The sequence below is a fragment of the Rhodococcus marinonascens NBRC 14363 genome, from assembly GCF_001894885.1.
Lineage (GTDB): Bacteria > Actinomycetota > Actinomycetes > Mycobacteriales > Mycobacteriaceae > Rhodococcus_F > Rhodococcus_F marinonascens.
The window spans coordinates 41808-66677 of sequence record NZ_BCXB01000016.1; the positions used below are offsets into that span (position 1 = coordinate 41808).

Here is a 24870-nt window from a genome sequence, read left to right on the forward strand (position 1 = left end):
TCTGACTCGGCAAGCGCCGCTACATCGAGGCGATCAGCCGCTCCACCCGCTCGTCAACCGACCGGAACGGATCCTTGCACAGCACCGTCCGCTGGGCCTGGTCGTTGAGTTTGAGGTGCACCCAGTCGACAGTGAAGTCGCGTCCAGTCTCCTGAGCTGCGATGATGAACTCGCCGCGTAGCTTTGCCCTCGTCGTCTGCGGCGGAGTGTCGACCGCCGCCTCGATCGTCTCATCCTCGACGATCCGCTTTACGAGACCCTTGCGTTGCAGGACGTCGAACACGCCTCGGCCCCGTTTGATGTCGTGGTAGGCCAGATCCAGCTGTGCGATCTTCGGGTCGGCAAGCTCGAAGCCGTGGCGGTCTTGGTAACGCTGGAAGAGCTTGCGCTTGATCACCCAGTCGATCTCTGTATCGACCTTCGCGAAGTCCTGTGATTCGACAGCGTCCAGCATCCGGCCCCACAGGTCCACCACCTGCGTCACCTGCGGATCGGGGTCACGGTTCTGCAGATGCTCCACTGCCCGTGCGTAGTACTCACGCTGAATGTCCAGCGCGCTGGCCTGTCGGCCGCCGGCCAGTCGCACCGGCCGGCGACCGGTGACGTCGTGGCTGACCTCACGGATCGCGCGGATCGGATTGTCGAGGGCGAAGTCGCGGAACGACACCCCGGCCTCGATCATCTCGAGCACAAGTGCAGCGGTGCCCACCTTCAGCATGGTGGTGGATTCCGACATGTTCGAATCGCCGACGATCACGTGCAGGCGGCGGTACTTCTCCGCATCGGCATGCGGTTCGTCTCGGGTGTTGATGATGGGCCGCGATCGGGTGGTGGCAGACGAGACACCCTCCCAGATGTGCTCGGCGCGCTGCGACAGGCAAAAGGTGGCCGCCTTCGGTGTCTGCAGGACCTTACCTGCGCCACAGATCAGCTGTCGCGTGACAAGGAACGGCAACAGCACGTCCGAGATCCGGGAGAACTCGCCCGCCCGGGCCACGAGGAAGTTCTCGTGGCAGCCGTAGGAGTTGCCCGCCGAATCGGTGTTGTTCTTGAACAGGTAGATGTCACCGCCGATGCCTTCCTCGGCAAGCCGCTGTTCTGCGTCGATCAGCAACTCCTCCAGCACCCGTTCGCCCGCTCGGTCGTGGTTGACCAGCTGAATGAGGTTGTCGCACTCGGCCGTCGCGTATTCGGGGTGCGATCCCACGTCCAGATACAGGCGGGCACCGTTCCGGAGGAATACGTTGGAACTACGGCCCCACGACACCACCCGACGGAACAAGTAGCGCGCAACCTCGTCCGGGCTCAACCGCCTGTGACCATGGAAGGTGCAGGTCACGCCGAACTCTGTCTCAATTCCCATGATTCGCCGCTGCACACTTCGACAGTACAACGCCGAGCACCAACCGGAGAGGCAAACCCGTTCGGCAACACCACACACATACGCCGAGTTGGTGAACACACAGCTAGGCAGGATCCACCGCGTAGATCAGATAATGTTTGACCGCCGTCGGTGGGCGGTGTTTTCGGACAACTCACCGTCGGGGCATACCCGACCTCAGTCCTGAGTGTCGGTCGGCTTCGCCTCGGTGTCTGGCTTCGATTCCGCAGCAGGCTCCGGAACGTCCTCCGGCGCCTCCGGGAGCAGCTGTTCGAGTGCCGATCCAGCGATCCGGCGGAACGCCCGGCGAGGCCGCGACTGATCGAGCACGGCCACCTCGAGGCTGGTAACGTCGACATCCCGCTTCTCGCCCTCACCCGAACCACCCTGGCGGAGGGCCGTGACCGCGACTCCTACGGCTTCCTCGAGATCCAGGTCGGCCCGATACGACTCACGCATGGCAGTCGCGATCGGCTCGGTCGTGCCACCCATCACCACAAAATGCTGTTCGTCGACGATGGATCCGTCGTACGTGATGCGGTACAGCTGAGGTGGCTTCGGGCTACCCACACGCCCGACCTCCGCGACACAGATCTCCACCTCGTATGGCTTGGGCTGTTCTGTGAAGATCGTGCCAAGTGTCTGTGCGTACGCGTTGGCCAGCGATCGGCCCGTCACGTCACGACGGTCGTAGGAGTAGCCGCGCATGTCGGCGTGCACAATCCCCGCCCGCCGAAGGTTCTCGAACTCGTTGTACTTCCCGACGGCCGCGAAACCGAGACGGTCGTACAGTTCGCTGACCTTGTGCAGGGCGGTGGACGGGTTCTCCGCCACGAACAGCACACCGTCATGGAACGTGAGCACGACGACGCTGCGTCCCCGGGCAATCCCCTTGCGTGCCAACTCCGAGCGGTCCCGCATGATCTGCTCAGCCGAGGCGTAGTACGGCATGGTCATCGCGCAGAACCCCCTTCTTCGCTGCGCTGTGAGACGATTCCCTCGCTACGCTCGCCGACGATGCGGCGAGCCAACTCGGACGTCGTCTCCACTGGCACGTGAACCGCACCGGCCTGCGTGATCGTGACCGCGGTCGGATAGATGCCCCGCGACAGATCGGGGCCACCGGTTGCCGAGTCGTCGTCGGCGGCGTCGTACAACGATTCGACGGCCGCCCGTAGTGCGGTCTCCTCGTCGCTGTCGGGGGCGTAAAGCTTCTTCAGCGCCGACTTCGCAAACAACGATCCCGAACCGACCGCATGGTATCCGGCACGCTCCTCGTACCGCCCACCGACGACGTCGTACGACACGATGCGGCCTGCACGTGCGTCGTCCTCGGCGTCGAGGTCGTATCCGACGAGGAGTGGTACCACCGCAAGACCCTGCATCGCGGCCCCGAGGTTGCCACGGACCATCGACGCCAGGCGATTAGCCTTACCGTCGAAGGTCAGCGGAACACCCTCGATCTTTTCGTAGTGCTCGAGTTCAACGGCGAACAGCTTCACCAATTCGATGGCGATACCCGCGGTACCCGCGATTCCGGATGCGGAGTAATCGTCGGTGACGTAGACCTTTTCCACGTCCCGACTGGCGATCAGGTTGCCCTGCGTCGCACGCCGGTCACCGGCGAGGAGGACGCCGCCCTTGTAAGTCAGCGCCACGATCGTCGTTCCGTGCGGAGCGAGATCACCGCTCCCCATCCCATCACCACCCCGTGTCGTCGTCGAGTGCGAATGATGGCCACACCTATTCTCCGGCAGCATTTCTGGCGCATGACCACGTAGGTATTCGGTGAACGAGGACAGATTCGAACCGAAACTGAGCCTTGTGCCACCGTCGCCGGTCTGTAGTGCCGGCCGATCCGCCGTCACTGGCCGCCCTTCTGGACATAGGCCCGGACGAAGTCCTCGGCATTCTCCTCGAGCACGTCGTCGATCTCATCGAGAAGGTCGTCGGTGTCATCTGCCAGCTTTTCGCGACGTTCCTGACCAGCGGATCCATCACCGCCGGGGGTGTCGTCCTCGTCGCCACCGCCAGTTCGCTTGGTCTGCTCTTGTGCCATAGCCACCGACCTCCTTATCTTGAGGGAGCTCATTCTTCCGAGCGTCCTGTCCTGCCAAGCAGTCTGACTCGCTCATCCGCTCGGACCTTCACCCTACCGAGCGGCGACACCATGCGGGCGGCGATGCGACGGCGAGTTCGGATGCGGATCCGCCGGATCCGGTCGACCGTTCAGTTCGTGAGCTTGTCGACTAGCTCTTTCGCCGTTGCCACAGACTCCAGCAACTCTCCGACGTGCGCCTTACTACCACGCAGCGGTTCGAGGGTGGGGATTCGCACCAGCGAGTCGCCGCCCAGGTCGAAGATCACCGAATCCCAGCTTGCCGCCGCGATGTCGGCGCCGAACTTACGCAGGCACTCTCCGCGGAAGTAGGCCCGCGTGTCGGCCGGTGGCGCGTCTACGGCATCGAGGACCTGTTGTTCCGTGACGAGCCGTTCCATCGAGCCCCGTGATACCAAGAGATTGAACAGGCCTTTGTCGAGACGAACATCGGAGTACTGCAGGTCTATCAGGCCGAGCTTCGGTGCCGCCCAGCCCAGGCCTTCCCGAGTGCGCACGCCCTCCAAGAGGCGAAGCTTTGCCGGCCAGTCCAGGAGATGAGCGCAGTCCATCGGATCCCGCTCCAGGATGTCGAGCACCATCGCCCACTTCTCGAGGAGATCCGCGACCCGGGGGTCGTCGTTACCTTCGGCCGAGGTGAACTTCGCGACACGTTCGTGGTAAATCCTCTGCAGGGCAAGCCCTGTCAACTCGCGACCGTCCATCAGCGCAACCGTTGCGCGGAGCGTGGGATCGTGACTGATGTGATGCACCGCCGTGACCGGACGTGCCAGTTGCAGGTCCGTGAGGTCGACGCCGGCCTCGATGAGATCGAGCACCAGCGCGGTTGTGCCCACTTTGAGGTACGTCGACATCTCGGCGAGGTTCGCGTCGCCGATGATGACGTGAAGCCGCCGGTACTTGTCCGCATCCGCGTGGGGTTCGTCGCGGGTATTGATGATCCCACGCTTGAGCGTCGTCTCGAGTCCGACCTCGACCTCGATGTAGTCCGCGCGCTGGGACAGCTGGAAACCAGCCTCGTCACCGGACTGGCCGATCCCCACCCTGCCCGATCCGCAGATCACCTGGCGGGACGCGAAGAAGGGCGTGAGTCCGTTGATCACCGCAGAAAACGGTGTGGCCCTCGACATCAGGTAGTTCTCGTGAGTGCCGTAGGACGCACCCTTGCCGTCCACGTTGTTCTTGTACAGCTGGAGTCGCGGCGCACCGGGGACGCTCGAGGCGTGCCGTGCCGCCGCCTCCATCACACGCTCACCGGCCTTGTCCCAGATGACGGCATCGAGGGGGTCGGTGACCTCTGGAGCCGAGTACTCGGGGTGTGCGTGATCGACGTACAACCGTGCGCCGTTGGTGAGGATCATGTTGGCCGCGCCGACCTCGTCTGCGTCAATGACCGGCGCTGGGCCGCTCAGCCTACCCAAGTCGAATCCGCGGGCATCGCGCAACGGGGACTCCACCTCGTAGTCCCACCTCGTGCGCTTGGCGCGCGGCACACCGGCCGCCGCCGCATACGCCAACACCGCCTGGGTGGACGTCAAGATCGGATTGGCCGAAGGCTCGCTGGGTGACGAGATTCCATACTCGACCTCGATGCCGATGATCCGCTGCATGCTGCAGAGCCTATGCGATCACCCGCCGCTCCCACGGCACACTCCCGACCCACGCCACGCCCGCCCGCCGACTACACCTGCGCGCAGTCCAGGTATCGGTCCGCGAAAATCGCCCCGAGCACGGTCCGCACACCCGGCGGCGCCCAGTCGTGGGAGCTGTCTTCGACAATCGTCGGGTCTGTCAACGCGACGGTCCGACGGCGCGTCTCGATGGTGCATCCACCAGCCGCCACTACATTTCGCACCCAGTCGCTGTTCGCGCCATACGTCAGCGCAAACCGATAGTGACCCTCGACAACGAACACGTTGACGGGCGTGCGGTAGACGGTGCCCGAACGTCGCCCACGGTGCTCCACTACGGCGAAACCGGGCAAATACTTGGCGGCGCGGCGCGTCACCTGATTGGTCGCCACACGGTTGAATCGGGCCATCGAACGCGGCAACACCATGATCTCTCCCCCTCGGCACCCGAACGGGTCACCTGAACTCAACGATACCGATCCCGGACCCGTGTGCTCACGCCGTGATCACACGCGTTCTCCCTCGATGTCGGACGGTGCTTTCACGAGAAGAGAAGCCACAAGCGCGACGGCGGCGAGCGCAACGGATATCCACAGTGCGGTCTGGTATCCCGAGAGGGTGCCGGCGGCGGCGGTCGGCGCCACCAGGGCGATCCCCAACCGCAGCACCAGTGCTGAAACAGGCGCCGTTGAACGCGGGAAGCGCACCAGGGCTCTCCTTCGGAGAAAGGATGACGCCCAAAGCGTTGACAGTGGTCAAGGTCAAGCCGTTGTAGAACAACCCCAGCAAAGCGAACGCCGCGAACACAACCCACTGCCGGCTCGGAAATATCGCAGCGACTCCCAGCACCGCCATGCTCGCGGCAAGACCTATCCGCAGCACCAAACGCCAGCCCACTCAAGGTGCCCACCACCCGGTGAAAGGTCCGGAGAACAATCCGATCACCGACAGCGGCACGAGGAACAACAAACCGGACATCGTGGCGTTCATGCCGTAACCGTTGAGATCGTCCTGGCTCAGGAGAACCACCGTGATGTTGATCGCCACGAAGAACCCGGAAAGCGTAAATAGCGTCGTCACCATGATCGGCCAGACCTGACGCGAGCGCAGGTGCTTCACGGCGATCAGAGGGTCGCGCCGCAGCTTTTCGACGTGCCAGAACGCCACTGCCAACAGAATCGTTCCGGAAAGGAGAATCATCGCCCAGGTGCTGGTCCAGCCGTTCGCCGAACCCTGCGTGAGTCCGACGCTCAAGCAGGTGAGCGCAGCGGAAAGAACAGTCGCACCCGGCCAATCCATTTTCCCTGTGGAGCGACGCGTAGTCGCGGGCACGTGTCTGATCGCAAGTACGATCGCCATCAGGCTCAACGCCGCGATGACAACGAAGATCGCTCGGAAACCCAGGGTGTCGGAGAGAACCCCACCGACGAGTCCGTCAACGCCGGCGGCACCGCCATTGGCCGCAATGATCGTCCCGAGCGCAATTCCGAACTGGGTGGGTGTCATCGTTTCGCGCAGCACCAGGTAGGCGATCTAAAACGTTGCCCCGGATGCGCCCTGAATCAGACGGCCGACGATCAACACCCAGACGTTGGGGGCGAATACGGCAATCAGGGTGCCGATACACAGGGCAGCAAGCACCCAGATGAGGACGATACGCCGGCCGGCGTAGTCGCTGAGCCGGGACAGCACAACACCGGCGATTCCTCCGACGAGGAAGAACAGAGCCTGGGACAGCGCGACACGGTCCACGGTAGTCCCCAACGACCGGGCCATCTCTGGGACGGCCGGCGAGATCATCGTCGAGTTGAGCTGAAAGGCAAGCACACTGAGCAGGAGGGCCGCGAACATGGGGACACTTCCCACAAGTTCGCGGCGGGGCTCGTATCCCGCCTGACTGCGAATGCTGATGATGAGCAACGCGATTCCTTTCCTGCCCAAACGCCCCGTTAGCTGTGTGGGGCAGGAAGAGGGAGTTTTCGGTTAAGGAGGGCGCGTGTCGACTCCTCGGCGAAAGCTGCCGCCACGCTGGTGCGATCGAGTTCGAGTAGATCGGCGCCGGTGAATCCCAGCTCAGCACTGAGGGCGGTGCGTTCCGCGGACTTTGGTGAAAGGGTTTGGCGCGGATTGTCGTCGCCGAGCACCACGGCCACTCCACTGTCGCGGAAGGTGCGGAACATCAGCTTGCCGAGGCTTGGCGGGCAGTCGAACAGCACTGCGTCGTACATCGACAGATCAACATCCTCGAAGGTCGGGTGCGCGGCTAATCGGGGAATGCCGCCGGTGAACCAATTCGACGTCGGGCAGCATTCGACGTCGGGCAGCATTCGATGACGATTCCCCGGTCACCGAGCCAGCTCATGATTTCGGGGTCTTGCGCAATGTGTACGCCGTGTCCGATGCGGGTGATGCCGAACACCTCGGCCGCCTCGCGAGCGGCGGCAGCGGGGGCGGCTTCGGCCGCATGGCAGGTCAACCCCAGGCCGGCCGCCCTCGCGATCGCGAACGCGTCGCGGTGCGGTGCGGTGCGAGTGCGGGATGGAGCAACTCGTCACCCGCAAGATCGAACCCCACGATCCCCGCTCCGGCGAAACGGGGCCGCCGCGCGCGCAGCCTGGTTGTTGGTTTCAGCGTCGTCGTGGCGAAGGGCACATACCACCGCACCCGCGGGCATGCGGGTGCGGACGGTTCCTTCCGTAATGCCTTCACATACCGCCCCGACGACTCGGTGGAGGGGCATACTTGCGCGCATGTATCGACGGACCGAAACGCAGCTCCAGATAATCGGCACCGTCGGCAGCGGCATCTTCGACCGCCTCGCAGGCGAGACGAGCGATGTGCTCGGGCGTGTCGAAGAACCTGTAGGTAGTTGCCACCTTGCCCAGGTAGGTGGTCAGGTCGGCGGGGCCCGGAAGTTGCAGAGCTCGTGCCCCCCCCCGGCGGGGTCGGGTAAACCCGATTCAGCGCCGAGCTCGCGCGCCGTCGAGGGACGAACTGCGCCCTCGAGATGCGAATGAAGGTTGATGAGCACCACAGATCCACAGTTACCACAAAATCGAGGGCGCCCTGCATGCGGCGAATCCAGCCGTTCCCGAATTCTGCGTTCAAAAGGCCATACAGGACCGCCCTTCACCGGGGCACCCTCGAGTTCCCGCGGTGCGGATGAGACGAGCTACAGGTACTGACCAGTGTTGGACTCGGTGTCGATGGCGCGGCTGGCACTCGCGTTCTTGCCAGTCACCAACGTGCGGATGTAGACGATCCGCTCGCCCTTCTTGCCCGAGATCCGTGCCCAGTCATCGGGGTTGGTGGTGTTCGGCAGGTCTTCGTTCTCCGAGAACTCGTCGCCGATCGAATCGAACAGGTGCTGGACCCGCAGGCCCGGGGCGCCGGTATCGAGTACTGACTTGATCGCGTACTTCTTGGCACGGTCGACGATGTTCTGGATCATCGCGCCCGAATTGAAGTCCTTGAAGTACAAGACCTCCTTGTCGCCGTTGGCGTAGGTGACCTCGAGAAAGCGGTTCTCCTCGCTCTCTGCGTACATGCGGTCGACGACCCGTTCGATCATCACTCGGATGCAGGCGGTGCGGTCGCCACCGAACTCCGCCAAATCGTCGGTATGCACCGGCAGCGTCTCGACCAGGTACTTGGAGAAGATGTCCTGAGCCGATTCCGCGTCGGGGCGTTCGATCTTGATCTTCACGTCGAGACGGCCTGGACGCAGGATCGCCGGGTCGATCATGTCCTCGCGGTTGGAGGCGCCGATCACGATGACGTTCTCGAGTCCCTCGACGCCGTCGATCTCGCTGAGCAACTGCGGCACGACGGTCGTCTCGACGTCGGAGGAGATACCAGATCCGCGGGTGCGGAAGATCGAGTCCATCTCGTCGAAGAATACGATCACGGGCGTGCCCTCGGATGCCTTCTCCCTGGCCCGCTGGAAGATCAGCCGGATGTGCCGCTCGGTCTCACCGACGAACTTGTTCAGCAGTTCGGGGCCCTTGATGTTGAGGAAGTAGGACTTGGCTTCCTTGCTGTTTTGCCCCCTGACTTCCGCGATCTTCTTCGCCAACGAGTTGGCGACAGCCTTGGCGATGAGCGTCTTGCCGCAGCCGGGCGGACCGTACAGCAGCACACCTTTGGGTGGCCGAAGCTCATATTCGTGGAACAGATCTTTGTGTAGGAACGGCAGCTCCACGGCGTCGCGAATCTGTTCGATCTGTCGGCCGAGGCCACCGATGTCGTCGTAGTGCACGTCCGGGACCTCTTCGAGGACCAAATCCTCGACCTCGGCCTTCGGGATTCGCTCGAATGCGTACCCAGCCTTGGAGTCGACCAGGAGGGAGTCGCCCGGACGCAGTTTGCGGGTGGGCGAGTCCGCGTCGTACGCAATGGACTCCTTCTCGCTGTCGGCGAAGACCGTCGCGAGGGGTTCGGCCAGCCAGACGATCCGCTCTTCGTCCGCATGACCGACCACGAGTGCCCGCTGGCCGTCGTCGAGAACCTCGCGCAGCGTGCAAATCTCACCTACGCGTTCGAATCTACCGGCCTCCACGATGGCGAGCGCTTCGTTGAGGCGCACTGTCTGGCCGAGGCTGAGAGTCTCGGCGTCGACGTTCGGCGAGCAGGTCAGGCGCATCTTGCGACCGGATGTGAACACATCCACCGTCTGGTCGTCGTGCACGCCGAGTAGAACGCCGTAGCCGCTCGGCGGCTGACCGAGACGATCGACTTCCTCCCGGAGGGCGATGAGCTGTTGGCGGGCTTCTTTGAGGGTGTCCATCAATTTGGTGTTCCGGATGGACAGCGAGTCCACCCGAGATTCCATCTCACGAAGCTGGTCCGGCGACTCCGCGAGCTGCCTGCGCAGTGCCGACGCCTCCGCGCGTAACGCTTCGAGCTCTCGTGCAGCCGCAACCGGATCTGGGTTCTCTGTCGAGCTCATGTGCGTCTCCTCCCAATGAGATCTATCAACGCTACCGGGGCCGTCCGTGTTCTGCTCCGTGACACGGATTCTGCCGATTGCGAATTGGCATACACGGCGAAAACCAAGCCACCGAATCCAACATGTTTGCCTTAGTACCTATTGCGTGAGTTCCTCTGTTCTGCACAACGAGCGGGTGCGTCGTGATAATCCGCCGCCCGGGCGTTGCTCAGCCCTTACCGGACCGGCGCTGCGGCTTCGGGGTGACGGTTCCCTCGGCCAGGCGCCGCGCACTCACCAGAAAGGCGGTGTGCCCCTGCATCCGGTGTTCCGGACGCACTGCGAGACCCACAACGTGCCATTCGCGGACGATGGACTCCCACGACCGCGGTTCGGTCCAGCACTCCTGTTCACGCATGGTCTCGACGACTTTCGAGAGCTGCGTCACGGTCGCCACGTAGACGACGAGGACGCCGCCGGGAACCAGCGCCTTCGAGACGGCGGGCAGCGCATCCCAGGGGGCCAGCATATCGAGGACGACCCGGTCGACCTGACCACCCGCCGCCTCGGCCTCGAACTCGGCGACGTCGGCGATCGTCAGATCCCAGTTATCCGGTCGTTCCCCGAAAAACGTCTCGACGTTCCGGACCGCATGTTCGGCGTGGTCTTCACGTAACTCGTACGAAATGACCCGACCTTCCGGTCCGACGGCCCGCAGAAGCGAGCAGGTCAGCGCACCCGACCCCGCCCCTGCCTCGAGCACGCGGGCACCCGGGAAGACGTCGCCCTCGTGGACGATCTGGGCGGCGTCCTTGGGGTAGATGACCTGCGCACCTCTAGGCATGGACAGGACGTAGTCGACGAGCAGCGGTCGCAGTGCGAGATACGGGGTGGAGTTGGTCGACTTGACCACGCTGCCCTCGTCGACACCGATCAGGTCGTCGTGCAGGATGCCGCCGCGGTGCGTGTGGAATTCCTTACCCGCCTCCAGATTGACGGTGTAATGCCTGCCTTTGGCATCCGTCAGCTGGACACGGTCGCCCACCCGAAACGGTCCGCTCGGGCGCGTTTCGCGTCCCACCATCGTCACCGACTCCTCAGCCTGTTCGTCCTGGCGCCGCTGCGGCGCCCACACCTGCGCCACGACTTGACTGTCGGACCCGCGGCCTACCCTGCCAGGTGTGAGCATCTCAGAGTCGCCAACCCCTGTCACAGAGGGTTCCCCACCACAGTTCGGCGACATTCCGGCTGCCCGCGGGCGGCCGGCTCTGTCGCCGTCGCGCGCCGGAGACTTCAAGCAGTGCCCGCTCCTCTACCGCTTCCGCGCCGTCGACCGACTCCCCGAGGTGGCGACGAGGGCACAGGCGAAGGGCACTCTCGTCCACGCGGCGCTGGAGACGCTGTTCGGGCTGCCTGCCACCGAGCGGGTACCGCAGATGGCGGTCGGTCTGGTGCGCCCATCGTGGGAGCAGATGCTCGCCGGGTCGCCCGACCTCGCTGATCTGGTACCGGATGACGAGCGCGAAGCGTTCCTCGACGAAGCGTGCTCACTGGTCACCGCCTATTACGGGCTGGAAGACCCCACACGATTCGAGGCGGAATCACGCGAACTCCGTGTCGAGACCGAACTCGAAGACGGGGTGCTGCTCCGCGGATTCGTCGACCGAATCGACGTGGCCCCCACCGGAGAGGTCCGGGTGGTCGACTACAAGACCGGACGCGCCCCGCAGGAAATGTCCGAGTCCAAGGCGCTGTTCCAGATGAAGTTTTACGCGCTGGTCCTACTGCGCACACGAGGCATCGTTCCCGCGCAACTCCGCCTGCTGTATCTCGGGTCCGGCACGGTCCTGACCTACGCACCCGACGAGGACGAGTTGCGCCGGTTCGAACGGACGCTGTCGGCGATCTGGAAGGCAATCCTGACGGCAGGCACAACCGGCGATTTCCGCCCCAAGCCGAGTCGCCTCTGTGACTGGTGTGATCATAAGTCCCGGTGCCCCTCGTTCGGCGGAACGCCGCCTCCCTACCCTGGCTGGCCTGGGGGCCCGCCGCATTCGCAGCCCGGTGTCGAGGAGATTGTCGAGTGAGTTCCGAGTCTTACTACCTACCGCTCTGCTCGAAAGAGCAGAGCGGTTCGAACGAACCGAGCGCACCGCGAATGGACTCGGAGCAGGCGGTGAGTGTCGAGCAATTCAGCAGCACGGATCTGACGATCAGTGTGTGGTCCGACACGATGCAACACGGCGCTCCCCCCTCCGCACTGCTCGTACGGGCGCTCGAGCAGTGCGCGCACCGGGAGGACGTGCGCCTCACGCGGGTCGTGGTGGAGATCCTCGGTCCCATTCCGATCGCCGACCTCGAGGTCCGCTCCTGGGTGCAGAGACCGGGCCGAAAAGTCGAACTGGTCGTCGCCGAACTGTGGACCATCGGCGACCGGTCCCGAGCCGTGGCGCGGGGTACCGCGTGGCGCATGGAGACCGTCGACACCAGCACTGCCGTGCACGTTGTCGAGCCGCCTCTCGAACCGCCGTCTGCCGGCCGGGACGGCCCGTTTGGCGGCATCTGGAACGCCGGCTACCTGAACACCCTCGACTTGCGGTGGCTCGCCGTGCCGATGCGCGACAGCCCAGGCAAACTGTGGGCGAAACCGAAGCCTGCTCTGGTCCTCGGAGAGAGCATGACTCCACTCGAGCGACTGTTCACGGTCGCTGATCTTGCCAACGGCGTGGGAGCCAAACTCGACCCGACACACTGGACCTACCTCAACACCGACCTCACCGTGCACATCCTCCGGGTTCCCGAGAGCCAGTGGGTCGGAATCTGCGCCGAGACCTCCATCGGCCCGGACGGGGTCGGAATGTGCGCGGGAGTGCTGTACGACGAGACCGGCGCAGTCGGCCGCATTACTCAGACACTACAGGTCCGCGCTCGCACCTGAGTGGGACGAGCGCGGATCGGCTTGCAGCAGAACGAGATCAGAGGGCTCGACAGGACCGGATGTTCGAGGCGAGGATGGCCTTGGCACCGAGGTTCGCGAGTTCGTCCATGAGATCGTTGTGGCCCTTGATCGGCACCATCGCCCTGACTGCGACCCAGTTCTCGTCGGCGAGTGGTGACAGTGTCGGCGACTCCAGACCGGGAGTGATCTTCAATGCCGCATCGAGGATCGTCTTGGGGCAGTCGTAGTCGAGCATCAAGTTCTGCTGCGCGAACACGATTCCGCGCACACGCTCGACCAGTCGGTTGCGCGCGGAATCGTCCGTCGCCGCTCCGGCGCGTTCGATGAGTACACCCTCGGAGTCGCACAGGGTGTCTCCGAACGCGACCAGGTCGTGCTGACGGAGCGTACGGCCGGAACCGACGACGTCGGCGATGGCGTCGGCGACACCGAGCTGGATCGAGATCTCCACAGCACCGTCGAGGCGGATGACCGAGGCTTCGATGCCGCGGGCCGAGAGGTCGTCGCGTACCAGGTTGGGGTAGGACGTGGCGATGCGAAGTCCGGCGAGATCCTCGACGATCCAGTCCTTGCCCGCGGGTGCCGCGTACCGGAACAAGGAGTGACCGAAGCCGAGTGACAGGCGTTCTGTGACTGCGGCGCCGGAGTCGCGGGCGAGGTCGCGGCCGGTGATCCCGAGATCGAGTTCTCCGGAACCGACATAGATCGCGATGTCCTTGGGACGCAGGAAGAAGAACTCGACCTCATTGGACCGGTCGAGAACGGTCAGGTCACGCGAATCCGTGCGACGACGGTAGCCGGCCTCGCTCAGAATTTCGGCGGCCGACTCGGATAGCGAGCCCTTGTTCGGAACTGCGACGCGCAGCATGACGGGGGTTCCTTTCGGGAGCGGTTGGGGGTCTCAATCACCGATCACAGATGCCGGTAGACATCGGCGAGCGTCAGTCCCTTGCCCACCATCAGTACCTGCGTCCAGTACAGCAGTTGGGAGATCTCCTCGGCGAGTGCCTCGTCGCTCTCGTGTTCGGCGGCGATCCAGACCTCACCCGCCTCTTCGAGGATCTTCTTTCCCTGCGAATGGACACCGGCGTCCAGTGCGGCAACGGTGCCGGACCCCTCGGGTCGCGTGGCGGCGCGCTCGGTCAGCTCGGTGAACAGGGATTCGAAGGTCTTCACGAGTAGCCATTGTTTCACGCCGCACTAGTCCCCGCCTCTGCGGCTCCGTCGAATCCGGTCACCACCGAAGTGTGCGGCGGCTGTCGAACCGGCGAACCTCGCCGGAGTGCGGATCGGTGAACTCGACGGCCCTCGCAAGCAATTGCAGTGGGGCGGAAAAATCATCTGGCTCGGAGCGGCGGAAGTCGGGATAGTAGTTGTCGCCCACGATCGGCAGGCCCAGCGAGGACATGTGCAATCGCAGTTGATGCGTTCGGCCGGTCCTCGGCCGGAGTCGGTAACGGGCGTACACGCCCCGAGTCTCGATCAGTTCGATGACGGTCTCGCTGTTCGGCTCCCCCGGTTCCTCGGTGGCCGTCATGACACCGTGTTCCTTGACGATGCGGCTGCGGACAGTACGTGGAAACTCGATTGCGGGGTCGTGCACGGCGATCGCCTCATATTCCTTGGTGACCTGCTGCGAGACGAACAATTCCTGATACGCCCGACGATCGTCCCGGCGGATGAGGAACATGAGAATGCCGGCCGTCATCCGGTCGAGTCGGTGCGCCGGGGTGAGCTCCGGCAGGTCGAGCGCCCGCCGCAGTCGTACCACCGCAGTTTCGGTGATGTGAGCGCCTCGCGGAATGGTGGCGAGGAAGTGCGGCTTGTCGATCACCACCAGACGATCGTCGCGATGGAGAATCTCGATGTCGAACGGAACCCGAATCTCGGGCGGGGGGTCGCGGTAGAAATAGACGAACCGGGTCGGGGCGTACCGCGTCTCGCGGTCCACCACCCGCCCGTGTTCGTCGACGACTCCTCCGCCGTCGATGAGTGAGAGCCAGTGCGCCTTGTCGTCCGGGTGGGCCTGCACCAAGAACTCGGCGACGGTTCTCACTTCGACCCCCGCCGGCATCCGGATCCGGTCTGGGCCGAGGCCGTCACGGACCGGCAGGGGTGCCCCGGCCACTTCAGTCGGTCCGATTCGTGGCCGTGCAGCCGACGCAGACCAGTGCCAGTCTTCGGCGCTGACTCTTTGACAGGTTCTCGTACCGGGATGTCGGACCATCGCACTGAATGCATCGACCTAAAGTCTTTGCCTGATCCGTGAATTCGATGTTCATCCGCCTGTCGAAGACGTAGAGCGACCCCTCCCAGAGACCGGCATCGCCGAACGTCTCGCCGTACCGGACGATTCCGCCGTCGAGTTGATAGACCTCACCGAACCCACGCGAACGCATCAACGACGACAGAACTTCACAACGCACTCCCCCGGTGCAGTACGTCACCACCGCCTTCTCCTTGAGATGGTCGTATTTACCGCTGTCGAGTTCGTGGACGAATTCACGGGTGGTCGATACGTCGGGCACGACCGCGTCCCGGAACCGCCCGATCTGCGCCTCGAATGCGTTGCGGCCGTCGAAGAAAACGACGTCTTCACCCCGCCCTTCGACCAACCTGTGCACGTCTTCGGGTGCCAGATGCGTCCCGCCGCCCACTACGCCGTCCGCATCCACCTTCAATTCGCCCGGTGCGCCGAACGCCACGATTTCCGGTCGAACCTTGACACTCAGCCGCGGAAAGTCGTCCCCTCGGCCGTCGGACCATTTGATGTCGGCAGTCTTGAACGGCGCATAGCTGCGCGTTCCCTTGACGTAGCGCTTGACGTCCCGGATGTCGCCTCCCACCGTGGCGTTGATGCCGTGGTGGGAGACGAGGATGCGTCCGGTCAGGTTGTGTGCCTCGGCGAGCGTGTACTGCCACAGCCGTATCGCCTCCGGATCGGCGAGCGGAGTGAACACGTAGAACAGCACGATTTTCGGGACAGTCACGGGAATCGAGGATACTTAGCGCCGTACAACACTCGGTTGCGCCCAAAGCTTCGACAACTCGATCCCGGACAGGCCCTCAAGGCTGTCACGAAATACCCGGCCCGGCGCGGCCGGGACCACGATCTCGCAGGGAACCACCAGAACGATGCATCCTGCGGCTTGCGCGGACGCCACGCCGGTGGGTGAATCCTCGATCGCGAGGCACTGGGAAGGATCCAGTCCCAGCAGTTCGGCACCTCGTAGATACGGGTCGGGGTGCGGTTTACCCGCCGGAACCTCGTCGCCGCACACCGAATGGTCGAAGTGCTCACGACCGAGCGTGTCGAGTGCCCGATCGGTGAGCCGGCGCTCGGTGTTGGTCACCAGCGCGGACTTGAGACCGCCCGACCGGACCGTCCGCAGCGCCTCGCGGGCACCGGGCCGCCACGGAATTCCGTCGCTGAAGAGTTCCTCGACCCGGCCGAACATCCACTCCTTGGCCTCGGCCAGGGCGTGTGGATCCCGGTCGAGCCCGAGGGAGTCGAAAATGCTGCCGAGAGCGTTGACGCTGGACGCGCCGATCGTCGTCAGTCGCGTCTCCTCGGTCATCGGCCCGCCGAGTTGCAGCGATAGCTCCCGCACCGCCACGTCCCACATCTTCTCCGAATCGAGCAGCGTTCCATCCATATCCCACAAGACGCCCCTTGGGCCCATCACTGCATCAGACATTGAAGTAATTCGCCTCCGGGTGGTGCAGCACGAACGCGTCCGTGGACTGCTCGGGGTGCAACTGCAGTTCTTCGGACAGTTTCACCCCGATTCGTTCGGGTTCGAGCAGGGCCACCATCTTCGCGCGGTCGTCGAGATTCGGGCAGGCACCGTAACCGAACGAGAGGCGGGCACCACGGTACTCGAGATCGAAGAAGCCCGATACATCGGACGGATCCTGTTCTGCCACGTTGTGACCACCGGGCAGCACGAGTTCTTCGCGGACCCGTCGATGCCAGTACTCGGCCAGCGACTCCGTCAACTGCACTCCGATACCGTGCACCTCGAGGTAGTCGCGGTAGGAATTGGCGGCGAACAACTCGTTCGCGAAGTCGGCGATCGGCTGCCCCATGGTGACCAACTGCAACGGGAACACATCGACCCGGCCAGTCTCCTTCGCCTGGGTACGCGAGCGGACGAAGTCCGCGACACACAGGAAGCGGTCACGCCGCTGACGCGGAAAGGTGAACCGGAAGCGTTCCTTCGCCTCCGGAGTCGGGTCGGTGAGGACAACGACATCGTCACCCTCGGACACCGCCGGAAAGTACCCGTACACCACGGCGGCATGGGCGAGGATTCCCTCGGTACTCAAACGATCGAGCCAGTATCGCAGACGCGGACGGCCCTCGGTGTCCACCAGTTCCTCGTACGTCGGACCGTCGCCGGCCCGCTGGCCGCGCAGGCCCCACTGGCCGAGGAACAGGGCGCGTTCGTCGAGCAGACCGGAGTAGTCCGACAGCGAGACTCCCTTGACGATCCGGTTGCCCCAGAATGGCGGCGTCGGAACCTCGATGTCGGCGGCAACGTTGGAGCGCTCCGGCATCTCGACTGGGGCCTCGGACGACTTGCGCGTCGCCGCGATCCGCTTGGATCGTTCGTGGCGAGCTTTGCGTTCGGCCGCCTTCTCGCGCTTGGCGATCGCTTCGGGGCTGTCCGGACTTGGGCCGTCTCCGCGTTTGACGGCCATGATCTCGTCCATCCGGTTCAGGCCCTCGAAAGCGTCGCGCGCGTAGCTGACCTCACCCTCGTATACCTCGGCCAGATCGTTCTCCACATAGGACCGCGTCAGGGCCGCACCGCCGAGGAGCACGGGGAACTTCTCGGCCACACCCTTGGAGTTGAGTTCCTCCAGGTTGTCCTTCATCACTACGGTCGACTTCACGAGCAGCCCGGACATGCCGATGACGTCAGCCTTCTGCTCGATCGCTGCGTCGAGGATTTTCGCGATCGACTGCTTGATGCCCAGGTTCACCACGTCGTAGCCGTTGTTGCTCAGAATGATGTCGACGAGGTTCTTGCCAATGTCGTGGACGTCGCCCTTCACCGTCGCAATGACGATGCGGCCCTTGCCATCCTCATCCGTCGCCTCCATGTGCGGCTCCAGGTACGCCACCGCCGCCTTCATCACCTCGGCCGACTGCAGCACGAACGGCAGCTGCATCTGGCCGGACCCGAACAACTCACCGACGGTCTTCATGCCTGAAAGCAGGGTTCCGTTGACGATCTCGAGCGGAGGCTTCTGCTCCATCGCTGCCGTGAGATCCTCGTGGAGCCCGTTCCGCTCGCCATCGACAATGCGACGTTCCAGTCGCTCGAACAACGGAAGTGCGGCCAGTTCCTGGGCGCGGGATTCACGTGCAGAGGCCGCCGACACCCCCTCGAACAATTCCATCAGCTTCTGCAGCGGGTCGTACCCCTCGCGTCGGCGGTCATAGACCAGGTCGAGAGCCGTCTCCCGCTGTTCGTCCGGAATGCGTGCCATCGGAAGGATCTTCGACGCGTGCACGATGGCTGTGTCCAGGCCGGCCTCGGTGCACTCGTGTAGGAACACCGAGTTCAGGACCTGCCGGGCGGCCGGGTTGAGCCCGAACGAGATGTTGGACACGCCGAGTGTGAAGTGCACCCGCGGGTGCCGCTCGTGAAGTTGGCGGATCGCCTCGATGGTCTCGATTCCATCCCGTCGCACCTCCTCCTGACCGGTGGAAATCGGAAACGTCAACGCGTCGATGATGACGTCGGACTCGTCGAGGCCCCAGTTGGCGGTGATGTCCTCGAGGAGGCGCTCGGCAATGCGGACCTTGTGCTCGGCGGTACGGGCCTGCCCTTCCTCGTCGATGGTCAGCGCGACGACGGCCGCGCCGTGTTCCTTCACGAGTCGCATGATCTTCTGGAACCGCGAGTCCGGTCCGTCACCGTCCTCGTAGTTGACGGAGTTCACGGCACACCGGCCGCCGAGGTGCTCGAGACCTGCCTGCAGAACCGCGGGTTCGGTGGAGTCGAGCATGATCGGCAGCGTCGATGCGGTCGCGAAACGACTCGCGAGAGCGGCCATGTCGACGGCACCGTTCCGCCCGACGTAGTCGACATTGAGGTCGAGCATGTGGGCCCCGTCGCGAGTCTGGTCCTTCGCGATGTCGAGGCACTTCTGGTAATCCTCGGCGAGCATTGCTTCGCGAAACGCCTTGGAGCCGTTGGAGTTCGTACGCTCACCGATCATCAGGATGCTGGCGTCCTGTTGGAACGGCACCGCAGTGTAGAGCGAGGACGTCCCCGACTCGTGCACCGGTGTACGCCGCGCCTTCTCGACGAGGCGGACCGCCGCGGCCACCTGCCGGATGTGCTCCGGGGTGGTACCGCAGCATCCACCGACCAAACCGAGACCGAACTCGGAGACGAAGCCGCTGAGCGCTTGGGCGAGTTCCTCCGCGGTCAGCGGGTACTCGGCACCGTTCGCTCCGAGTTGCGGCAGTCCGGCGTTGGGCATGACCGATACCGGGAGCGAAGTGTACTTGGACAGGTGGCGAAGATGCTCGCTCATCTCGGCAGGACCGGTCGCGCAGTTCAGGCCGATCATGTCGATTCCGAGCGGCTCGAGCGCGGTTAGGGCGGCACCGATCTCACTGCCCAGAAGCATTGTGCCGGTGGTCTCGACCGTGACGTGAGTAATGATCGGCAGCCTCGACCCCATCGACTCCATCGCCCGCTGACTACCCAGGATGGCGGCCTTCACCTGCAGCAGGTCCTGGCAGGTCTCGACGAGGATAGCGTCGGCCCCACCGTCGATCATGCCCATGGCGGCCTCGGCGTACGCGTCGCGAAGGCTCGCGAACGGCGCGTGGCCGAGTGTCGGCAACTTTGTGCCCGGTCCCATCGAACCGAGGACGAAGCGAGCCATTCCGTCGCGGCCCGGGCCCATCTCATCGGCCACCTCACGCGCCAGCCGGGTGCCCTTCTCGGCCAACTCGCGAATACGGTCCGAGATGTCGTAGTCAGCGAGGTTGGGAAGGTTGCAGCCGAACGTGTTGGTCTCGACGGCATCGGCCCCGGCCTCGAAGTACGCACGGTGGATGTCTTTCAGCACATCAGGGCGCGTGTCGTTGAGGATCTCGTTGCAGCCTTCGAGCCCTAGGAAATCGTCGAGCGTGAGATCCGCGGCCTGCAACATGGTGCCCATGGCTCCGTCGCCGATTACAACGCGCTGATTCAACGCATCGAGCAAGCCAGAGTGAAATGGTGCAGACATGCCGTCCAGACTAGTGCGCGCGGGAACCGACCCTGGCCGTAGGCTGGGTAGGTGAGTTCCAGTGAGTTCCCTGTCACGCCCGCACCCCGCCACGACAATATCCCCGACCCCACAGAAACGGGTTCCATGGACGGTGGCCTGCCCGCACTTCGTGACCCTGTCCTCGTCGCCGCGTTCGAGGGCTGGAACGACGCCGCAGATGCCAGTAGCGGAGCCGTCGAGCATCTCGAACTGATCTGGGACGCCCAGCCGCTGGCCGAACTCGATTCCGAGGACTACTACGACTACCAGGTCAATCGCCCCTCCGTCCGGCAGGTGGACGGCGTCACCCGCGAGATCGTGTGGCCGGCTACCCGACTGTCCGTGTGCACCCCTCCTGGCAGCGACCGCGACGTCGTTCTACTCCGCGGAATCGAACCGAACATGCGCTGGCGCAGCTTCTGCGACGACCTGCTCGAGTTAGTCGATCGACTCCAGGTCAAAACGGTGGTGATTCTCGGGGCGCTGCTCGCGGACACCCCGCACACACGTCCTGTTCCGGTCACCGGCAGCGCGTACAGCAGCGAAGCCGCCGAGAGGTTCAAACTCGAGCAGACCAGATACGAGGGGCCGACCGGGATCACCGGTGTACTGCAGGACGCGTGCGTCCGGGCAGGCATTCCGGCCGTGTCGTTCTGGGCGGCCGTGCCCCACTACGTCTCCCAGCCACCGAACCCCAAGGCCACGATGGCGTTGCTGCAACGCGTCGAGGACGTCCTCGACATCGAAGTTCCGCTCGGCGAATTGTCGGCCCAGGCCGACGACTGGCAGGAATCCGTCACGGAGATGACAGCGGATGATGAGGAAATCGGCGACTACGTTCGTTCCCTCGAGGAACGCGGCGACGCCGAAACCGATATCTCCGAAGCCATCTCGAAAATCGATGGTGACGCACTGGCGGCCGAGTTCGAGCGGTACCTCCGCAGGCGTGGCGGCCCCGGCACCTTCGGGCTGTGACGGAGAGCTCATCCGGGTTACTTCGTTCCTTTCTCCAGCGCACGGCGCTCTACGCCGGCGGATTCCTGGGGCCGTTCGGGGGTGGCGTCGTCGCTGGTTTGTTTCTTGGCTACGCCGCTGCCGCTGTTTCTCGGCGCCCGCGTGCTCCAGGGCTGCTCCAACTCGTTCACGAGACCGTTACTGCTGTCCGCGCTCGGGATCTTCGGGGCGTTCCAGGCGGCGGGACAATCCGGTGTGCCGAGGTGGACTGGCGGCTGCGATTTCTCGTCATAGCGATGGTCGCAGCCCCACTCGGACTGATCGGTGTTCCCGACGTCGGAAGCGGGGAGATCGGCGGGGCATGGCCACGTCTGCGGGACGCACTCACTCCGACTGTGCTGCGGATCAGTCTGGTGGCGCTCCTGGGCTGGTGTGCGCTGGCTGGGCTTCCTCGTCGCACGCCTGATCGGCGGCGCCGTCGACAGGATCAGGGCTCGATCTGCGGTCCTGATCGGCGCTCTCGGCGGAGCGGCACTCGTCGCCGCGACCGGAACCGTGTCGCTGCTCGCCGTCGCGGCTGTGTAAGCCCAGTCTCTACTTCACCGCCGTCATATATGTCCATCGCGCCGACAGGTCGGCGAGCTCCTCGGGAAGCTCCGGAATCGGCCTGCCGTATCTCGCCGCCAGCTCGAAGGGTTGCGCACCCTGCACAGACCATCCATGCTCGGTCATCCACAACGACGGATCGGCCCGATCATCCTCGTACAACAACTCGGACACATCCAGGTCACCGAACGGGTTCTTGTCGAAGTACTTCTCCCGGATGGCTGCGGAGCGCTCTATGTCACCGCCCTCCGAGATATTTTCTACGGCGAGTTGACTACCCGGAGCGGAGAGCTCGTCGATCCGGGCGAACAACGCATCGTGTGCCGCGCCGGGGAGGTAGGGCAGGAGCCCTTCCGCCGACCATGCGACTGGCTTGTTGCGGTCGAAACCCGCAGCCTCGAGGGCGGCTGGCCAGTCCTCGCGTAGATCGACGGCCACCGAGCGGCGATCCGCCTTCGGCCGCGCACCGTGCTCGGCGAGGACCTCCGCTTTGAATTCGAGCACCTTCGGTTGGTCCACCTCGAATACCGTCGTGCTCGGCGGCCAATCGAGGCGATACGCACGTGCATCCAACCCTGCCGCGAGAATGACCGTCTGCGCCACCCCCGACGCGGCTGCAGACAGGAAGAACTCGTCGAAGAACTTCGTCCGCAGACCCATGAAACCGGCGAACGGAATGTCCCCCACCGACGCAGGGTCGGCCAGCAACGCGACGAAGTGCGGTTCACCCGCCGCTTCGACGAACCACGGCGCGAAGTCGTCCCGGATCAGCGCATCCGGTCCGATCGACTCCAACGCCCGGAACGCGGCGACCCCCAACGCGGTCAACCCCACGCTGTCAACAATGCCCCATGTATCTCCGTCAGACCGCATCCCTGACCAACCTTTCAACCTTGTCGCAGACTTGGACGCAACGACAGACCGGTCAGAACAAACACCGCAGCCTGACCAGGCGGGACTACACAGCAATCCAGGGGGGTTCGGAAAGGCCATCACCGGACTGCTCGGCCAGCCAGTCGAGACGATCCACTGCTTGGAAGTCTACGCTCGCCTGTCCTTGTCCCCTGGTCGCCGCGTGTGTCCTCGGCCAAACCGACGAGCCGGTGCCCCCGGCCGATCACCACCGTCTCGCAGGTCAAACGGACGCCCTGAGCGGTTGCTCTCGACGCTCCCCCGACGCTCTTTCCGTCTACGCAGATCCGGGTCGACATGCCTAGAGCAGCTGGGGGACCGGCGACGTCGAAAGTGGTGTGATGCTGGGAGTGATCGACCGAGGGCAGCGCTTGAAGCACCGAGCTAATTCGGCTATTACCTGTGTTCCGTCGGTGCCCGAGTTCGTGGTGAAGTAGCGTGCCGAATCAGTGGAGGCCAGAGTCTGCTGGTCACGAGGCAAAGGTGCCGTTTCCCAAGCCGGAACGCGACATCGACCTGTACCGCCGGGCGATTTCTACGCTTCAGGCCGCACTCCCCCACGGCTGGACGTTGACATCCGGCAAATCCCGCTCCCTCGCCGATGCGCCGGAACGGCTACTGGTCGGCGCCCCCGGCGGCGAGCCGGATTGGAAGCGACCCCAGCTCCCACCAGGGTCTGCGCACTCAGTCGATGTCGTAGGACAGAACAAGCTCGTAGCCGCTGTCGCTGTGTCCGGCGATGGACACGTCCGCGTTCCCGCGCAAGTCGACCAGACCGCCGGTGCCCATGCCCGGCACTACCTCCATCCGTAGAGACACGGACCCCTGGTCTTGACTACCGATGTGCTGGAACACGCACATCCCTTCGCGTCCGCCGATCGAGCCCTCGAAGTGTTCGAGGCCGAACACCGGCGCAGCATCGGCCTTGTATGCGATCAGGTAGACAAGCGTGCTGGTTCCCTGGACATCCCCGGCGTATGAGTAGTTCACTGTCGCTCGCGTGGCACCACGTGTTGGGTAATAGGCGTCCCCGACGGTCGTACCTTCGCGGTCTATGTCCACGACCAACGATTCCGACCACGATGCGATGGAGAACTTGCAGATTGCAGTTTGTGAATGGCTCATGCTGACAGACTCTAGATACGTGACAGCTTGGTGTTCTTGAATAAACGCGACAGTAGGATCAGGCAATGCCGAGTGCACCCGGACATCCCGAGGCGGTTGTCTACCCGACGGCCGGCGCGAAGGTATTCGAGGTCGAACGGATCGCTCCACGAGAAGCATTGGCTGAATTCGTCGACTACCACTGGCTGGTCAGATGGTCAGTAGAGAAGCCGTATCAACAGCAAGTCGTGCCCCAGCCACGCATTCACATAGCAGCCGAGGGCGGACAGCTGTTGGTACACGGGATCTCCCGGAAGCCGTTCTACCGCACGCTGACAGCAAGCGGCCATGTGCTGGGAGCCGCATTCCACGCAGGAGGATTCCGGCCCCTACTGGGAGGCAGTGTCGGTGCGATTTCGGGAACTGTTCAACCCGCACGGCATCTGCTAGCCGACGACGATCGCCTGATCGCGAGCCAGATCCTTGCCGGCACCGACAGCGCAGGGATGCTCGAAGCGTTCGAGCACTACCTCCTGCGCACCCATCCCGTCCCGGATCCCACAGGACGGGAAGTCACGGCCTTGGTCGACCAGTCCCGGCGTCGCCGGGATATCGTCCGGGCCGATCAGCTTGCCGCACATGCCGGCTGCAGTTCGCGCACCCTGCAACGGCTTTTCGCCGAGTACGTCGGCGTCGGCCCGAAGTGGGTGATCCAGAGGTTCCGCATCCTCGACGCGGCCGCCGCCGCCCACTCGGGCGACCCGATCGATTGGTCGGCGCTTGCCTACGAACTGGGATTCAGCGACCAAGCCCACCTGACGCGTGTCTTCACTCAGGTGGTCGGGACGCCACCGGCCACCTATCAGCGTACGAACGACATACTGTGACCTCAGTCCAGCCGAACCCGCGAAGCCGAACCCACTCCACAGGCTCCTTCTCGCAGATTCAGACCGACTTCGCTCCGCAGCCCGAGCCATAGGTCGTTGCTGCGTGGAA

The 24870-nt window shown here is 64.1% G+C and carries 24 protein-coding genes and 2 pseudogenes; 5 read left to right on the forward strand and 21 right to left on the reverse strand.

Going from position 1 to position 24870, the window contains the following annotated elements:
• Positions 1–19: 19 nt before the first annotated feature.
• The 13 genes and pseudogenes from pafA to RM2_RS13445 form a co-directional block, all read right to left on the reverse strand.
• Complete coding sequence (pafA, locus tag RM2_RS13395) at positions 20–1378, reverse strand: Pup--protein ligase (protein WP_218017225.1); 1359 nt, start codon at positions 1376–1378, stop codon at positions 20–22.
• A 180-nt stretch (positions 1379–1558) separates the two neighbouring features.
• Complete coding sequence (gene prcA / locus RM2_RS13400) at positions 1559–2338, reverse strand: proteasome subunit alpha (protein WP_072689991.1); 780 nt, start codon at positions 2336–2338, stop codon at positions 1559–1561.
• Positions 2335–3249 carry a proteasome subunit beta gene (prcB, locus tag RM2_RS13405; RefSeq protein WP_072689992.1) on the reverse strand — a complete coding sequence of 305 codons (915 nt, stop codon included), beginning with the start codon at positions 3247–3249 and terminating at the stop codon, positions 2335–2337. The genes prcA and prcB overlap by 4 nt, the downstream gene beginning before the upstream one ends.
• The gene (locus RM2_RS13410) at positions 3246–3440 is read right to left on the reverse strand and encodes a ubiquitin-like protein Pup (protein WP_070378633.1); all 195 of its coding nucleotides are present in this window, start codon (positions 3438–3440) and stop codon (positions 3246–3248) included. Before RM2_RS13410 ends, prcB begins: the two co-directional genes overlap by 4 nt.
• 170 nt (positions 3441–3610) lie before the next feature.
• On the reverse strand, positions 3611–5110 hold the full coding sequence (gene dop, locus RM2_RS13415; RefSeq protein WP_072689993.1) for a depupylase/deamidase Dop: 1500 nt from the start codon (positions 5108–5110) through the stop codon (positions 3611–3613).
• Positions 5111–5181: 71 nt separating this feature from the next.
• A complete protein-coding gene (locus RM2_RS13420; RefSeq protein ID WP_072689995.1) occupies positions 5182–5559 on the reverse strand; it encodes a nitroreductase family deazaflavin-dependent oxidoreductase in 378 nt (125 codons plus the stop codon).
• Between the two features lie 78 nt (positions 5560–5637).
• On the reverse strand, positions 5638–5838 hold the full coding sequence (locus tag RM2_RS23480) for a hypothetical protein (RefSeq protein ID WP_084721785.1): 201 nt from the start codon (positions 5836–5838) through the stop codon (positions 5638–5640).
• 190 nt (positions 5839–6028) lie between these two features.
• Positions 6029–6982, reverse strand: a pseudogene (locus RM2_RS23485) (MFS transporter).
• Positions 6983–7080: 98 nt separating this feature from the next.
• Positions 7081–7458 carry an amidohydrolase family protein gene (locus RM2_RS25220; RefSeq protein WP_084721788.1) on the reverse strand — a complete coding sequence of 126 codons (378 nt, stop codon included), beginning with the start codon at positions 7456–7458 and terminating at the stop codon, positions 7081–7083.
• The gene (locus tag RM2_RS25920) at positions 7395–7607 is read right to left on the reverse strand and encodes a hypothetical protein (protein ID WP_072689999.1); all 213 of its coding nucleotides are present in this window, start codon (positions 7605–7607) and stop codon (positions 7395–7397) included. Before RM2_RS25920 ends, RM2_RS25220 begins: the two co-directional genes overlap by 64 nt.
• 229 nt (positions 7608–7836) lie before the next feature.
• On the reverse strand, positions 7837–8091 hold the full coding sequence (locus RM2_RS25925) for a hypothetical protein (protein ID WP_373863336.1): 255 nt from the start codon (positions 8089–8091) through the stop codon (positions 7837–7839).
• A gap of 212 nt (positions 8092–8303) precedes the next feature.
• Complete coding sequence (gene arc, locus RM2_RS13440; protein WP_072690000.1) at positions 8304–10079, reverse strand: proteasome ATPase; 1776 nt, start codon at positions 10077–10079, stop codon at positions 8304–8306.
• A 208-nt stretch (positions 10080–10287) separates the two neighbouring features.
• On the reverse strand, positions 10288–11142 hold the full coding sequence (locus tag RM2_RS13445) for a tRNA (adenine-N1)-methyltransferase (protein ID WP_072690118.1): 855 nt from the start codon (positions 11140–11142) through the stop codon (positions 10288–10290).
• A 97-nt stretch (positions 11143–11239) separates the two neighbouring features.
• Here RM2_RS13445 and RM2_RS13450 point away from each other — a divergent pair, with 97 nt between their 5' ends.
• Together RM2_RS13450 and RM2_RS13455 are read left to right on the forward strand one after the other, a co-directional pair.
• A complete protein-coding gene (locus tag RM2_RS13450) occupies positions 11240–12145 on the forward strand; it encodes a RecB family exonuclease (RefSeq protein WP_072690002.1) in 906 nt (301 codons plus the stop codon).
• Entirely contained in the window at positions 12142–12996 is an 855-nt protein-coding gene (locus RM2_RS13455; RefSeq protein ID WP_072690004.1) for a thioesterase family protein, read from the forward strand. The genes RM2_RS13450 and RM2_RS13455 overlap by 4 nt, the downstream gene beginning before the upstream one ends.
• 37 nt (positions 12997–13033) lie before the next feature.
• Here RM2_RS13455 and hisG read toward each other — a convergent pair whose 3' ends face one another.
• From hisG to metH, 6 genes are read right to left on the reverse strand one after another with little or no spacing between them, the layout of a single operon-like run.
• On the reverse strand, positions 13034–13885 hold the full coding sequence (gene hisG, locus RM2_RS13460; protein ID WP_072690006.1) for an ATP phosphoribosyltransferase: 852 nt from the start codon (positions 13883–13885) through the stop codon (positions 13034–13036).
• Between the two features lie 44 nt (positions 13886–13929).
• Positions 13930–14211, reverse strand: coding sequence for a phosphoribosyl-ATP diphosphatase (locus tag RM2_RS13465; RefSeq protein WP_072690008.1), 282 nt, complete (start codon positions 14209–14211; stop codon positions 13930–13932).
• A gap of 40 nt (positions 14212–14251) precedes the next feature.
• Positions 14252–15145 carry a pseudouridine synthase gene (locus RM2_RS13470; RefSeq protein WP_072690010.1) on the reverse strand — a complete coding sequence of 298 codons (894 nt, stop codon included), beginning with the start codon at positions 15143–15145 and terminating at the stop codon, positions 14252–14254.
• Position 15146: 1 nt separating this feature from the next.
• Positions 15147–16007: an oxygen-dependent tRNA uridine(34) hydroxylase TrhO gene (gene trhO, locus RM2_RS13475; protein ID WP_072690012.1), complete on the reverse strand. Its 861-nt coding sequence runs from the start codon at positions 16005–16007 to the stop codon at positions 15147–15149.
• 15 nt (positions 16008–16022) lie between these two features.
• The gene (locus RM2_RS13480) at positions 16023–16715 is read right to left on the reverse strand and encodes an HAD family hydrolase (protein WP_072690014.1); all 693 of its coding nucleotides are present in this window, start codon (positions 16713–16715) and stop codon (positions 16023–16025) included.
• On the reverse strand, positions 16708–20277 hold the full coding sequence (gene metH / locus RM2_RS13485) for a methionine synthase (RefSeq protein ID WP_072690016.1): 3570 nt from the start codon (positions 20275–20277) through the stop codon (positions 16708–16710). The genes RM2_RS13480 and metH overlap by 8 nt, the downstream gene beginning before the upstream one ends.
• A gap of 51 nt (positions 20278–20328) precedes the next feature.
• Here metH and RM2_RS13490 point away from each other — a divergent pair, with 51 nt between their 5' ends.
• Positions 20329–21273, forward strand: a complete 945-nt coding sequence (locus tag RM2_RS13490) for a PAC2 family protein (protein WP_072690017.1) — start codon at positions 20329–20331, stop codon at positions 21271–21273.
• A pseudogene (locus tag RM2_RS25765) lies at positions 21270–21834 on the forward strand (hypothetical protein); the annotation flags it as partial. The gene RM2_RS13490 and the pseudogene RM2_RS25765, both read left to right, overlap by 4 nt.
• A gap of 12 nt (positions 21835–21846) precedes the next feature.
• On the opposite strand, the gene RM2_RS13495 reads toward RM2_RS25765, so the two are convergent.
• Positions 21847–22731 (reverse strand): class I SAM-dependent methyltransferase, encoded by an 885-nt coding sequence (locus tag RM2_RS13495; protein WP_072690019.1) that lies wholly within the window; start codon positions 22729–22731, stop codon positions 21847–21849.
• A gap of 723 nt (positions 22732–23454) precedes the next feature.
• Positions 23455–23895, reverse strand: a complete 441-nt coding sequence (locus tag RM2_RS13500) for a DUF3224 domain-containing protein (protein ID WP_072690021.1) — start codon at positions 23893–23895, stop codon at positions 23455–23457.
• A gap of 65 nt (positions 23896–23960) precedes the next feature.
• Here RM2_RS13500 and RM2_RS13505 point away from each other — a divergent pair, with 65 nt between their 5' ends.
• The gene (locus RM2_RS13505; RefSeq protein WP_072690023.1) at positions 23961–24761 is read left to right on the forward strand and encodes a helix-turn-helix domain-containing protein; all 801 of its coding nucleotides are present in this window, start codon (positions 23961–23963) and stop codon (positions 24759–24761) included.
• Positions 24762–24870: the final 109 nt, after the last annotated feature.